Origin of the sequence: Bifidobacterium erythrocebi (genome assembly GCF_012932675.1) — a bacterium.
GTDB lineage: Bacteria > Actinomycetota > Actinomycetes > Actinomycetales > Bifidobacteriaceae > Bifidobacterium > Bifidobacterium erythrocebi.
The window spans coordinates 1-13497 of sequence record NZ_JAAIIF010000007.1 but is presented as its reverse complement, the minus strand read 5'-3'; the positions used below and the strand labels follow the sequence as shown (position 1 = coordinate 13497).

General features: G+C 61.7%; 10 protein-coding genes. 4 read left to right on the top strand and 6 right to left on the bottom strand.

The features are described 5' to 3' along the window. Positions 1–23: 23 nt before the first annotated feature. Positions 24–806, top strand: a complete 783-nt coding sequence (locus tag G1C98_RS03300) for a Fic family protein (protein ID WP_169079231.1) — start codon at positions 24–26, stop codon at positions 804–806. 70 nt (positions 807–876) lie between these two features. On the opposite strand, the gene miaA is transcribed toward G1C98_RS03300, so the two are convergent. Continuing rightward, positions 877–1929: a tRNA (adenosine(37)-N6)-dimethylallyltransferase MiaA gene (gene miaA, locus G1C98_RS03295; RefSeq protein WP_205831869.1), complete on the bottom strand. Its 1053-nt coding sequence runs from the start codon at positions 1927–1929 to the stop codon at positions 877–879. Further along, complete coding sequence (gene miaB, locus G1C98_RS03290; RefSeq protein WP_169079229.1) at positions 1913–3367, bottom strand: tRNA (N6-isopentenyl adenosine(37)-C2)-methylthiotransferase MiaB; 1455 nt, start codon at positions 3365–3367, stop codon at positions 1913–1915. Before miaB ends, miaA begins: the two co-directional genes overlap by 17 nt. A 57-nt stretch (positions 3368–3424) precedes the next feature. Between miaB and G1C98_RS03285 the strand changes: the two genes are divergently transcribed. Further along, positions 3425–4180, top strand: a complete 756-nt coding sequence (locus tag G1C98_RS03285) for a GTP pyrophosphokinase (protein WP_169079227.1) — start codon at positions 3425–3427, stop codon at positions 4178–4180. Positions 4181–4226: 46 nt separating this feature from the next. On the opposite strand, the gene G1C98_RS03280 is transcribed toward G1C98_RS03285, so the two are convergent. Together G1C98_RS03280 and G1C98_RS03275 are read right to left on the bottom strand one after the other, a co-directional pair. Continuing rightward, the gene (locus G1C98_RS03280) at positions 4227–5207 is read right to left on the bottom strand and encodes a DMT family transporter (RefSeq protein WP_169079225.1); all 981 of its coding nucleotides are present in this window, start codon (positions 5205–5207) and stop codon (positions 4227–4229) included. A gap of 357 nt (positions 5208–5564) precedes the next feature. After that, the gene (locus G1C98_RS03275) at positions 5565–6419 is read right to left on the bottom strand and encodes a Bax inhibitor-1/YccA family protein (RefSeq protein ID WP_169079223.1); all 855 of its coding nucleotides are present in this window, start codon (positions 6417–6419) and stop codon (positions 5565–5567) included. A 191-nt stretch (positions 6420–6610) separates the two neighbouring features. Here G1C98_RS03275 and G1C98_RS03270 point away from each other — a divergent pair, with 191 nt between their 5' ends. After that, complete coding sequence (locus G1C98_RS03270; protein WP_169079221.1) at positions 6611–8719, top strand: GmrSD restriction endonuclease domain-containing protein; 2109 nt, start codon at positions 6611–6613, stop codon at positions 8717–8719. Positions 8720–8818: 99 nt separating this feature from the next. After that, positions 8819–9502, top strand: a complete 684-nt coding sequence (locus G1C98_RS03265) for a sugar O-acetyltransferase (RefSeq protein WP_169079219.1) — start codon at positions 8819–8821, stop codon at positions 9500–9502. On the opposite strand, the gene G1C98_RS03260 is transcribed toward G1C98_RS03265, so the two are convergent. Both G1C98_RS03260 and acnA read right to left on the bottom strand, forming a co-directional pair. Then, a complete protein-coding gene (locus tag G1C98_RS03260; protein ID WP_169079217.1) occupies positions 9471–9863 on the bottom strand; it encodes a VOC family protein in 393 nt (130 codons plus the stop codon). The two genes, G1C98_RS03265 and G1C98_RS03260, sit on opposite strands and share 32 nt — an antisense overlap. A 446-nt stretch (positions 9864–10309) precedes the next feature. Beyond that, positions 10310–13009: an aconitate hydratase AcnA gene (gene acnA, locus G1C98_RS03255; RefSeq protein WP_169079215.1), complete on the bottom strand. Its 2700-nt coding sequence runs from the start codon at positions 13007–13009 to the stop codon at positions 10310–10312. Between the last annotated feature and the right edge of the window lie 488 nt (positions 13010–13497).

Genomic DNA, 13497 nt, shown 5'->3' with positions numbered 1-13497 from the left:
CCCGCCGCGCTATGATCGGGAGCATGACACCCGCGGAACGTGCGAGCGCAGTCGCATTCGCGTTGAAGAACTGTGCATTGGAGAACATGACGCCCGGCCCGGAAACGATGCGTGCCGCAGTCGCCTACGAGCGTGGCGCAATCGACATATCCCGCCTGATGGCGATCGCCGACGGCGAATCCGTTTCATCAAGCGGACGAAATCATCACGCAGACGCCGCTGCGAAAGACGCCGAAGCCGACCACGCATCGAGTCTGTTCGCAAGGAACGTGCTGCTGCCGGCACACGGCTGGCGGGCGACCGGAGATCTTGCGGAACTGACCGCCATACACACCATTCTGTTCGCGAGCGTCTTCGATGACGCCGGCACATTGCGCACGGTGAACGCACCGCGCGAGAACGGTTCCGGCCAGGCGAACACGGAACCGTTCTTCCCGGCCCAGCTTATCGAGACCGGCGCGGCGAATATCGCCATGGAACTGGCGGAACGGCGGAATCTGGCGTGTCTCGACCGTATCGACTTCGTCCGGCACCTTGCCGCGATTCATGACGAGCTGGGCTATCTGCACCCATTCGCGGGCGGCAATGCCATGACCCTGCGCGTGTTCGTCTCCCGACTGGCACATGACGCCGGTTGGGATCTCGATTGGAGCCCGGTGACACGCGAAGCGTACCAGGCCGCGAAATACAAGGCCTACCGGGGTGATACCCACGCGTTCGAGCGTATATTCGCCGCCGCCGTGCGCCCGGCGAATCCGACGCGCGTGTTCCTGATCGCCGGTTGGGAGCAGGGGCCCGCGCACTGACCGGCCGAATGCCGAGTGTCACGGGTCACGGCTCCCATCGGAAAATGCCTGTCAGCGATCAGCCGCCAATCTAGGCGATGTCGCCGAGATGATGCTGCGTATAGGCGTCGGCCTGTGCGTCGATGGCATCGTAGTCGCCGGCATCCGCATGGTCGATGATTGCCATCGCATTGTCCACCAATGCAGGGTTCAACGCCTGCAGCCAGTGGATGCGCGGATCGCGACCGAACCAGCCCATCTGCTTGCGTGCCAGACGCTTGGTCTTCTGCGCCACGTCTGCCCAGGCATCACGCTCGTCCCATAATCCGTCCAGCAGATCGAACATCTGCTGGTAGCCCAACGCGCGCGAGGCTGTCAGTCCCATATGCGGGCGCAGCCGGCGGGCCTCGTCAAGGAATCCATCGCGGCGCATCTGCGCGGTGCGGATGTCGATGCGCCGGTCGAGATTCGCGCGATCCAGATCAAGGCCGAGTTGCACGGTGGGGATGACATAGCGGTAGCGCGGCAGGCTCGCCGAATACGGACGCCCCGTCAGTTCGATGACCTCCAATGCGCGGATGGTGCGGCGGGGATTGCGCGGATCCATGCGCGATGCCGCCTGCGGGTCCTTGGCACGAAGCTCCTCGAACAATGCCCCGGCACCCTCCTCCTGCTCACGGCGTTCCAGCCGTGCGCGAATCTGCGGATCGGTACCCGGGAACGAGATGTCATCGATCGCAGCGCGAGCGTACAGGCCGGACCCGCCGACAAGAATCGGACGGATGCCACGTGACTGCAGATCGGCGATGGCTTCACGTGCGAGCTGCTGGAACCTGGCCACGGTCATCGTGTCGTCGGGATCGATGATGTCGATAAGGTGATGCGGTACGGCGGCCTGTTCCTCGGCGGTCGGCTTGGCGGTGCCGATATCCATGCCGCGGTACATCTGATAGGCGTCCGCGTTGACGATCTCGGCACGCTCGCCGCGCTCGGCCAAACGCTGGGCGATGGCGATGCCAAGCCCGGTCTTGCCCGAAGCGGTGGGGCCGACGATGGAAACCACGCGGGCGGCATGCCCATGCTCGCCAGCCGCAACACGTTCCGCGGAATCGCGGCTCTCCACACCCTCAGTGACGGACTGCATAGGTCTGCCCCGCCTTCACATCAGGATCGGCGATCAGATTATGACGGCCCGCATGGGTCACGGTCGCAGTGACGAAATCACCCACCTGCGGCGTGGGCATGCCCTCCGGCACACCCACATGCACCAGCACGCCCGTACGCTCGCGGCCTGTCACACGATGCGTGGCGGAATCCTTCTTGCCCGGAACGCCGGTCACCATCACTTCGACATCGCGCCCCTCGAAGGTCTTCAGATTCTCCTCGGTGATACGCTCCTGCAATGCGACAAGACGGTCGAAACGGTCCTGCACCACGTCGTGCGGCAGCTGCTCCATCGACGCGGCCGGAGTGCCGGGGCGCGGCGAATAGATGAACGTGAACGCGGACGAGAACCGCGCCTCCTCCACCACGCGCAGGGTCTCCTGGAAATCCTCCTCCGTCTCACCGGGGAATCCGACGATGATGTCCGTGGAGATCTGCGCATCCGGCATGGCCTGACGGATCTTGCGCAGAATGTCAAGGAACTTGGCGGAACGGTACGAACGACGCATGGCGCGCAGGATGCGGTCGGAACCGGACTGCAGTGGGAAATGCAGCTGATGCATCACGTTCGGGGTCTCCGCCATCGCGGCGATCACATCGTCGGTGAAGGCGGCCGGATGCGGCGAAGTGAACCGCACACGTTCCAGACCTTCGATCTCGCCGCAGGCGCGCAGCAGCTTGGAAAAGGCGAACCTGTCGCCGATACCGTATCCGAAGGAGTTCACGTTCTGGCCGAGCAGCGTGACCTCCTTGGCACCCTCGTCCACGCATTTGCGGATCTCGGCAAGAATATCGCCGGGACGACGGTCATGCTCCTTGCCTCGCGTGGTGGGCACGATGCAGAACGTGCACGTGTTGTTGCACCCCACGGAGATGGCGACCCAGCTCGACACCTTGGACGCACGGTCGGTGGGCAGTTGGCTCGGGAAGTAGTTCAGATCCTCCTGCACCTTCACCTGCGCATGCCCCTGGATGCGGGCCTGATCGAGCAGCTGCGGCAAAGCGCCGATGTTCTTGGTGCCGAACACGGCGTCGACCCATGGCGCCTTCCGGGCGATCTTCTCACGGTCCAGCTGCGCCATGCAGCCGCCGACCGCGATCTGCAGATTCGGGCGCTCGCGCTTCATGTTGGCCCACAGGCCGATGGTGCCGTACATGCGTTCGGCGGCGTTCTCGCGCACCGCGCAGGTGTTCATCACGATCAGGTCGATGTCGTGGTCGAGGTACTGTTCCTCGGTGGCGGGAACATAGCCCGCCTGTTCCAGCACACCGGCGATGCGTTCGGAATCGTGCACGTTCATCTGGCATCCGAGCGTATGCACATAGAACACGCCCCTGCCTCGTGCGGGAACGGTGTCGGCGCTGCCTTCGGCCAGCTTCGAGGCGCGCTCCGCCTCGGTCATCATGTCTTCGTTCATAGTGCATAACTGTATCGGCGTGGCATGACCCGTTCAGTAATATCACAGGTTCGCCCGATGCCGTCGGCTATATTGGAAGGCGTGATATTAGACCGACATAGCAGATTCAAAACATCCGACATCAGCGCACAGCTCAAGATGCTCGACTCCACCACTGGGCGGTTCAGCGTCGACGACATCGCCGAGTTCATCAATCTGATGCAGCTGTACGAGGGCGCGATGTACGAGGTGAGCACCAAACTGGAGATTCTCGACGACGAGTTCCAGGTTCGGTTCAGCCACGATCCGATTCATCATATGGAGCGCCGCCTGAAGTCCATCAAATCGATCATCGGCAAGCTGGAGCGGCGCAATCTACCGATCTCCGTCGAATCCGTACGTGACAACCTGTTCGACGTGGCCGGCATCCGCGTGATCTGCAACTACCGCGACGACGTGTATTCAGTGTCGAATTACCTGTCGTCCCAGTCGGACATCCAGGTGCTGCGCGTCAAGGACTACATCAAGAACCCCAAGCAGAATGGATACCGTTCGCTGCACGTGATCTACGCGGCCCCGGTGTTCCTCTCGTCCGGCGAGCACTACATGCCGGTCGAGGTGCAGTTCCGCACCATCGCGATGGATTACTGGGCGAGCCTGGAGCATGCGCTGCGCTATAAGACCGATCTGCCCGACGCCAAGCTGGCCGAGCATTCGCAGACCCTGCTGGATTGCGCGCGCAGCCTACAGAACATCGAAGTGCAGATGCAGAACATTCACAGGGACATCAACGGCGCTCCGCAGACCGAGGACACCCCTCGCACCACTGCGTGAGGCATCCGAAGAGATTCGATGCTGTCGTCCCTGATCGTTCCGACGGTCAGGGACGATGTCGTTTGAGCGATTCGATGGACAATTGGGCCAGCATGGTGCCGGCGAAGATCAACGCACAGCCAAGATAGCCTCTGGCGGTCATCACCTCACCGAGTATGATCGCGCCGCCAAGCGCCGAGAAGAACGATTCCAGCGACATGAGCATCGCGCCGCGGGTGGGCGGCACATACCGCTGCCCCACTACCTGCAACGTATAGGCGACGCCCACCGAACCAACGCCGGCATATACGACCGCCACCCACGCGTGGCCGGCACCGGCCCAATCCACGGATCCCTCCGCCAGCGCGCCGATCCAGCTCAGCACCGCGGTGGTGAGCGTCTGGAAGAACGATATGGTCAACGCGTCCAGTTCCTTGCCGAACGTGTCGATGACGAGAATGTGCGCGGCGAACAGCACCGCACTTGCCAACAGCACCAGATCGGCCACGGTGATGGAACCGAAACCGTCGGTGACACACAGCAGGTAGAAGCCGATCACCGCGAGCACGACGCTCAGCACGACATTGGAATGGATGCGCCTGCGCAGCACTGCGAAGGCGAGCAGCGGCACCATGACGATGTACAGAGCGGTGATGAATCCGGAGCGCCCGGCGGAACGGCTGTATAGCACGCCGTATTGTTGCGCCGTACTGGCCGAGAACAGCACCAATCCGCAGAGGATGCCGACCGCGACGGAACTGGAGGCCCATGCCGGCAAGGCCACTTTCCTGCCGTTGCCGAGCAGGAGCATCGGCGCTTCCCTACCGGAAGCATCGTGGCGCTTCTCCCCAGCTCTGGAACGGCTGCCGCGTAATCGGACGACCACCAGCAGCGGGATCAGCGACAGCGCGCCCAAGGTGAATCGCGTGGCGTTGAAGAACAGCGGCGACATGGAGTCCATGCCCTGGACCTGCGAGACGAATGCCAGGCCCCAGACGAGCGCGGTCAATGCCAGACAGCCCATGCCGACGATTTCTTTCCTCTTCATATGGCACCCCGATATCCGTAACCGTATTCACGCCGAACGCATCCGCACCCAACGAATAAGGCCTGACTGAACTGCAGTCAGGCCTTATTGTACAGTCACGCTTCGTGTGCCGGTCCTTGGTCATTGCCATGCGAACGGCATGCAAAACAGAGACCACCGTACAAGGACACGCAACGCGTGCGTCCTCAAGGCGCACAACACGAAGGCGTATTCGGCATACGTCAAGTGTTGTGCAACGCAGAGGACACCGCAATACAAAAACACGCAACGCGTGCGTCCTCAAGGCACGCAACGCGAAGGCGTATTCGAATACGTCGAGTGTTGCGTAACGCAGAGGACGCTCCGTTGCGTGTTTTTTCAGTCGCGGTCTCCGAGGAGCTGGAGGATATACAGGAACATGTTCACGAAGTCGATGTACAGGTTCAGGGCGCAGAGGATGGAGATCTTCTTGATCATCTCGGTGTCCTGGCCGGAGTACTGGGCGAAGATGGCGCGGGTCTGCTGGGCGTCGTAGACGGTGAATCCTGCGAAGAGAACGAGACCGAGGGCGGAGATGAGCATGAGGGTGGTCTGGCCGGGGGCGAAGATCATGAGGAGGACTTCGGCGATGATGAGAACGATGAGACCGACGGACAGGATGGGGCCGGCTTTGAGCAGATCGACCTTGGTGGTCATGCCGAGCATGGTGAGGGCGAAGAAGAAGCCGGCGCACAGGGCGAGGGCGATGCCGATGGTGCCGAGGTCATATACGGCGAAGATCACGCTGAGGGAGAATCCCATGAGCGCCGCGTAGATGTAGAACATGACGCGCGCGGTGGATGTCTTCATCTTGGTGATGCGGGCGCTGAGCGCGATGGCGAGCACGATTTCGATGACCAGCGGGGCGAAGACGCCGATGATGCCGGTGGCTTCGATGAAGCTGACATACAGGCCGGTCATCTGGGTGACGATGGCCACCGCTGCGGTGACGAGCAGGCCGATGGTCATCTCGCCGTAGGAACGGGTGACGGAGGAATGGTACGCCTTGGCGTACTCCTGCTGGCGTTCGGCGGACATCTGCACGCTGGCGGCGCCGCCCTGCGTGTACTGGGTGTATTGGTAGTTCGCCTGCGGCTGAACCGGCTGGGCGTAGTTCATTTGGTTGTTGTAGTCGGCGGTGTTGTATTGGGGATTGCCGAGATTGGTGTTGCGGGGTTCCTGACCGAAAGCCATGATCGCTCCTTTGTCGTACGTACGGCTCCCAGTCTACCCAACAACCTTGGAGTAGCCTCAAAGCGCAATTCCCGGACCACGTCGTCCTGCATCGACGTGTTGATGTGCATTGACGCGACAGGACTGTTCGGTTGCATGCGCCGTCTACAATGGGGCGAGTTGTGGTTCATAAGGTCAAAGGGGAAGCAACTATGGCGATCAGCGCAACGGAGAAGCCGCTCAGCAGGGTGTTCATGTCGGATTATCGGTTCGTTATCCCGTCGTTTCAACGCGCCTACACGTGGCAGGCGGAGAATATCCTGCAGCTGGTGTCCGACCTGCAGGATGCGAGCGCTTCCGCGAATACGCCGTATTTTCTTGGCTCGCTGATTCTGGTCCGGGACGGCGAGAGCAGGTATCAGGTCATCGACGGGCAGCAGCGTCTTATCTCGCTGTCGATCATCATCGCGGTGCTGCGTGAGTTGGAGACCGATCCCGTGCTGCTTTCGGAGCTTGACGAGCTGATTTTGGAGCCTGGCAACAAATTGCGCGGCATCAAGGCCGAGCCTCGTCTGCGTCTGCGCGATCGCGATGCGGAGTTCTTCCGCAGCTATGTGCAGGAGGGCGATCTTGAGGGTCTGTTCGATCTGCGTGATGGCGATATGGAGACGCATGCGCAGCGCAATATAGCGGTCAATGCGCGGCAGGTATTCGATGAGCTTGCAAAGCTCGATGACGGCGAGCGCCATCGTTTCGCCTCGTATCTGGTCAATCAGGTCACGTTGGTGATCGTGACCACCGACGATTTGGCAGGCGCGCACCGTATTTTCGATGTGATGAACATGCGTGGCGTGCCGCTGACCGCGTCCGACGTGTTCAAGGCGAAGGTGGTGGCGGCGCTGTCCCCTGCGGCACGGAACGTGTATGCCGCGCGATGGGATGACATCATGGATCCGCTTGGAGACGATGCGCAGGTGTTGGAGGAATTCTTCTCCGATCTGCATCTGATCGTCTCCCACAAGCCTGTGTGCACGCAGCTGCTGGAGGAGTTCCGTGCGGATGTGCTTGCCGCGTATGTCAAGGAGCAGAATGTCATATCGTTCATCGACGAGCTGCTTGCGCCGTATGCCATGGCGTGGCGTGTGCTTGACCATCCGACCGATACCGCATTGCCCGATGATGTGGTCAGGCAGCTGGTGCTGCTCAACGACTATCCTACTGCCGATTGGAAGACCGTCGCCATGTGGGCATTGGTGCATTCCGTCGGCAATCTGGGCAGTGCCGACGCCGCGGTCTTCACGAGATCCGATGACCGCAGTGGGAATGGTGGCACGACCCCTGCGCCGCGCGAGCCGATGCGCTTGCATGACGGGACGCGGTTGAGGACGATCCTGCAGGCTTTGGAACGCGTGACCGGCGTCGACAGTCTGAACAGGCAGAGCCCGCTGACACGCCGTACACGCATGGCCAATGCGGTTCGTGGGCTTGACCGCGATTACACGATGCCGCAGAACAAGGGCTTCCTCGTCACCGACGATGACCGCCGGTCGGCGCTGGCACATCTGCGTGGCGAGCTGCAGACCAATCCGAAGATGAATCGTCTGCTGCTGATTCGCGCGAACGAGCAGCAGGCGGGATTCCGCATCACCCGCCCGCGCAGTCTGAACGCGTTGCCGATCGTGCCGGAACGTGTCGCCAAGAATTCGCCGTTCGCCGCATGGCCGGAATCGCTGCGTGATTTCTGGTCGTCCCGCATCGGCAATCTGGTGCTCACCCAGGCCAATGAACAGCAGCTTGCGCCGCTGCAGACGTTCAAGGAGCGTCGTGATCGCATGCTGCTTTCCTCCAGTTCGAGACGGTTCCCGCTGACCGAAAAGCTGGGGCATATCGAGGAGCTTACGGCGAAAACGCTGCAATGGCGCCAGGATGAGACGGTTCGCCTGATCGCCGAGTTCTGGAATATCCGTTACGACGAGGGCAATACCGATCTGTCGGTTCTTGACGAACAGCAACTGACCCGCGGCTCGGCACCCAGGACGCCGACCGCGAAGCGTGTGACCATCGCGCAGGTGCTGGAATCCGGCCTGCTGGTCGCGGGAGAGACGCTGGTATGGGAAAGGCCTCGCAAGGGCGAGCGCTGGGTCGCGACCGTAACGGCCAATGGCAAGCTCCGGCTGGAGGACGGCAACGAGTATTCCTCCCCCACTGCCGCCGCGCGTGCGGCGGGCGGTAACAGCGCCGGATTAAGCGTGTGGAAACGCACGTCCGACGGGCGCAAGCTGAGCGAGATCTGGAAAGCCTATCGCATGCAGAAGCGATAGGACGGCAGTCTGCCTTCTTGTTTCGGGTCTTATTGAGTGCTATGGTCGAATTATCATATACGTCAATCGTTTGACCCATTCTGATGCAAAGGAGCAGCAATGGCAGATCGGCATAATGCGCAAGCAGGGGCAACGGCAGCGAACGAATGGGAACGCATGCTGTCCGGCGAACTGTACGTGGCGGACAGCCCGAAACAGCACGAGATGAACATGCGCAAGCGCCGCCTGGTACAGGCCATCAACACGTCGGCGTACGACGCCTTCGAGGAACGCGATCGTCTCTTCCGCGAACTGTTCGGCTCGCTCGGCAAGGGAGCGTTTCTGGAACCGCCGTTCAACTGTGACTACGGTTGCAATACGTACATCGGCGACAACTTCTACGCCAACATGGACTGCATCTTCCTCGACGTGGCCAGGATCACCATCGGCGATCGCGTATTCTTCGGCCCGCGCGTGGGACTGTACACCCCCTATCATCCGATCGACGCCGCGGTACGGGCCTCCGGACCGGAAGGCGCACGCCCCATCACCATCGGCAACGACGTGTGGTTCGGCGGCAATGTGGTGGTCGGCCCCGGCGTGACCATCGGCGATGACGTGGTGATCGGCGCCGGCTCCGTAGTGGTCAAGGACATTCCGTCGCATTCGGTGGCCGTGGGCAATCCGTGCCATGTGATCCGCCCGATCACGGACGACGATCGCACATACTGGCAGGCCAAGGCCGACGAATACCGTGCCTGGAAGGACTCGCTCACCGACAGACGTCGTGCGACCAGTCGGTGACGGCTTCGATGTTGTTGCAGTCCGGGTCAAGCACGAAGGCGGCGTAATAGCCGGGATGGTAGGCACGTGGCCCCGGCTCGCCATTGCTGGTGCCGCCTGCGGCGAGGGCTGCCTCGTAGAAGTCGCGTACGGCCTGCTCGCTGTCGGCACGGAACGCGATATGAGTGGGAACGGGAGTCTGCCCGGGCTTGTCCATTGGCGAGACGTAGAAGTCGGATCGCGGCGTACCATCGTCGACGCCGAATCCGATGGTCGGCTCGTGGTGCGCTTTGGGAATGTAGCCGAGCGGTGCCAGAGCCTTAGTATAGAATGCGATGCTTCGTGCGGCATCCGAAACATGGAGTGTGATGTGATCGAGCATGCCTCCACCCTAGCCCCGATATGCAGACAGGCCGGAACCTTACGATTCCGGCCTGCTCGTCATTGCGTCGACTCTAACCTGCTTGAACAAATCAAATCAGTAAATAGTCGAAGGACGCGTGCGGTTTCAAGGCGCACCGAAGGAAGGAGTATCAGTACGCCGACTGAGGAGCAACGCAGAAAACTCCTCTGGAAATAGTCGAAGGACGCGTGTGTCGGCAAGGCGCACGGAACGAAGGCGTACGAAGGTACGTCGAGTTCCGGCTGGCTACGCCAGCCTTCGCGGCATAGCCGCTCACTTCGCCTACTGTCAGTCCACTGGACTGACAGCCTTACGGCTCAGCGCAGCCGACACTCCGTCCTTCGACTATAGAAGGATGGCTCCGGCGGGCGGAAGCCCACAGGGCTTCCGCTTGTTCCGCCTCGCGCGCTGATCTGCTAAGCGGATCAGCGCATCAGGTTGCGCAGGACGTACTGGAGAATACCTCCGTTGCGGTAGTAGTCGGCTTCGCCCGGCGTATCGATGCGCACGACCGCGTCGAATTCGGTCTTGGAACCGTCGTCGTGGGTGGCGGTGACGTGGACGGTCTTCGGGGTGGAGCCGTTGTTGAGGGCTTCGATGCCGGAGATGTCGTAGGTTTCGGTGCCGTTGAGACCGAGGCTCTCGTAGGATTCGCCTTCGGGGAACTGGAGCGGGAGCACGCCCATGCCGATGAGGTTGGAGCGGTGGATGCGTTCGAAGCTTTCGGTGATGACGGCCTTGACGCCCAGCATGACGGTGCCCTTGGCGGCCCAGTCGCGGGAGGAGCCGGTGCCGTATTCCTTGCCGGCGAGCACGACGAGCGGCACGTCATGGTCGATGTAGTCGCGGGACGCTTCGAAGATGGTGGTCGGCTTCTTGGCAAGGAAGTCGTAGGTGAAGCCGCCGGGGGTGATGTCCTCGCCGACGGAGGCGAGCAGCTGGTTGCGCAGGCGGATGTTGCCGAACGTGCCGCGGACCATGACCTCGTGGTTGCCTCGGCGGGAACCGTAGGAGTTGAAGTTCCTTGGTTCGACGCCGTGCTCGGTGAGGTATTTGCCTGCCGGGCTGGAGGCCTTGAACGCGCCTGCCGGGGAGATGTGGTCGGTGGTCACGGAGTCGCCGAGCAGGGCGAGCACGCGGGCGCCGTGGATGTCCTTGACGGGGTCCGGGGTGGATTTCATGCCGTCGAAGAAGGTCTGCTTGCGCACGTAGGTGGAGTTCTCGTCCCAGGCGAACAGTTCGCCTTCCGGCACGTCGAGCCCCTTCCAACGGCGGTCGCCTTCGAACACGGAGGCGTAGTCCTTGAGGAACATCTCGCGGCTGACGGTGCCGTCGACGACTGCGGCGACCTCCTCGTTGGTCGGCCAGATGTCCTTGAGGTACACGTCGTTGCCTTCGGTATCCTTGCCGAGCGGCTGGGTCTCGAAGTCGAAGTCCATGGTGCCGGCGAGCGCGTAGGCGATGACGAGCGGCGGGGATGCCAGGTAGTTCATCTTGACGTCGGGGCTGATGCGGCCTTCGAAGTTGCGGTTGCCGCTCAGCACGGAGGTGACGGTCAGGTCGTTGGCGTTGATGGCTTCGGAGATTTCGGGCAGCAGCGGGCCGGAGTTGCCGATGCAGGTGGCGCAGCCGAAGCCGACGAGCTGGTAGCCGAGCGCGTCGAGGTCGTCCTGCAGGCCGGCGGCCTTGAGGTAGTCGGCCACGACCTGGGAGCCTGGTGCGAGCGAGGTCTTGACCCACGGCTTGGGCTTGAGTCCCTTGGCGTGTGCGTTGCGGGCGATGAGGCCGGCCGCGATCATGACGGACGGGTTGGAGGTGTTGGTGCAGGAGGTGATGGATGCGATGGCCACGTCACCGTTCGTGATGTCGAAGTCGCCGCGGAAGTCGGTGGAGACCGCGACCGGTTCCTGCACGGTCTTGTCGGTCTCGTAGTCCGTCAGGGTGGCTTCGAACTTCGTCTTGGATTCGCTCAGCTTGATGCGGTCCTGCGGGCGCTTCGGGCCTGCGATGGACGGCACGACCGTGCCGAGGTCGAGTTCGAGGTATTCGGAATACTGCGGTTCCACGTAGTTCGGGTCGGTGGTGTCGCCCCACAGCTTGTTGGCCTTGGCGTAGGCTTCGACGAGGGCGATCTGCTCTTCGGAGCGGCCGGTCAGGCGCAGGTAGTCGAGCGTGACGCCGTCGATCGGGAAGATGCCGCAGGTGGAGCCGAATTCCGGGCCCATGTTGCCGATGGTCGCGCGGTTGGCCAGCGGCACGGAGGCGATGCCTTCGCCGTAGAATTCGACGAACTTGCCGACCACGCCGTGCTGGCGCAGCATGTCGGTGATGGTGAGCACCACGTCGGTGGCGGTGACGCCTTCGGGGATGGAGCCGGTGAGCTTGAAGCCGACGACGCGCGGCACGAGCATGGAGATGGGCTGGCCGAGCATGGCGGCTTCGGCTTCGATGCCGCCCACGCCCCAGCCGAGCACGCCCAGACCGTTGACGGTGGTGGTGTGCGAGTCGGTGCCGACGCAGGAGTCGAGGTACGCGAGGGTGTTGCCGTTCTGCTCTGCCTTGGTCATGACGACCTTGGCGAGGTATTCGATGTTGACCTGGTGGATGATGCCGGTTCCCGGCGGCACCACGCGGAAGTTCCGGAAGGCCTGCTGTCCCCAGCGCAGGAACTGGTAGCGTTCGCCGTTGCGCTGGTATTCGATGTCCATGTTCTGTTCGACGGCATCGGCGACGCCGTACTTGTCGATCTGTACGGAGTGGTCGATCACCATGTCGGACTGGACCTGAGGGTTGATGACCTCCGGGTCTCCCCCGAGTTCCTTGACCGCATCGCGCATGGTGGCGAGATCGACGATGCACGGCACGCCGGTGAAGTCCTGCATGACCACGCGGGACGGCGTGAACTGGATCTCGTGGCTCGGCTGGGCGTTCGGATCCCAGTCAAGCAGCGCCTTGACGTGATCATCGGTGATGTTGGCGCCATCGATGTTGCGCACCAGGTTCTCGACGAGGACCTTCAACGAGTAAGGCAAATGGTCGATGCCGGGAAGATTCGCAATGTTGTAGTAGTCGTAATCCTTGCCAGCTGCGGTCAGAGTCGTCAGCTGATCATCAGTCAAGGACATATTCCCTCCGATGCGATAAGCGATGATATGCGATGCTGCGATACCATCGTCGATATAACACTTCGAATGGTACGGCCACGTTACTTCGCTTCTGGCGTGTCGGTTTGAGATGTGAGACAATGCGCCGCCTGAGACAAGAAGCCGAGTTGCCGAGAATATCCTTTCGCGGACTGCCGTCTATGACGGCCATTCCGCTTACGTGTGGCAGATTCGCAGTATGGACCGGACATATCTCGTTTACGTGTGGCAGATGTTCTCATGTCTGCGAGTTCCAACCGTTGCGATTTCAACGACCGAAGACGGCTTACTACCAACCGGGTGCCACACATAAGCGAAATAGATGCCGATCAGCCACACAATCTAGATAACGTCCGAAATCTTGCGCACTTTCGGATTCCGGCCCTGACGCAGGAGGGCATGGCCCGCGTCCTGTGTACGATTTTCATTCGCCAAAACAAAAAACCGCGATTGGAAGCCAGGAGACGGAA

Coding starts and splice junctions, on each gene's coding strand:
- G1C98_RS03300 (WP_169079231.1), top strand. CDS start 24: ATGACACCCGCGGAACGTGCGAGCGCAGTCGCATTCGCGTTGAAGAAC.
- miaA (WP_205831869.1), bottom strand. CDS start 1,929: ATGCAGTCCGTCACTGAGGGTGTGGAGAGCCGCGATTCCGCGGAACGT.
- miaB (WP_169079229.1), bottom strand. CDS start 3,367: ATGAACGAAGACATGATGACCGAGGCGGAGCGCGCCTCGAAGCTGGCC.
- G1C98_RS03285 (WP_169079227.1), top strand. CDS start 3,425: ATGCCGTCGGCTATATTGGAAGGCGTGATATTAGACCGACATAGCAGA.
- G1C98_RS03280 (WP_169079225.1), bottom strand. CDS start 5,207: ATGAAGAGGAAAGAAATCGTCGGCATGGGCTGTCTGGCATTGACCGCG.
- G1C98_RS03275 (WP_169079223.1), bottom strand. CDS start 6,419: ATGGCTTTCGGTCAGGAACCCCGCAACACCAATCTCGGCAATCCCCAA.
- G1C98_RS03270 (WP_169079221.1), top strand. CDS start 6,611: ATGGCGATCAGCGCAACGGAGAAGCCGCTCAGCAGGGTGTTCATGTCG.
- G1C98_RS03265 (WP_169079219.1), top strand. CDS start 8,819: ATGGCAGATCGGCATAATGCGCAAGCAGGGGCAACGGCAGCGAACGAA.
- G1C98_RS03260 (WP_169079217.1), bottom strand. CDS start 9,863: ATGCTCGATCACATCACACTCCATGTTTCGGATGCCGCACGAAGCATC.
- acnA (WP_169079215.1), bottom strand. CDS start 13,009: ATGTCCTTGACTGATGATCAGCTGACGACTCTGACCGCAGCTGGCAAG.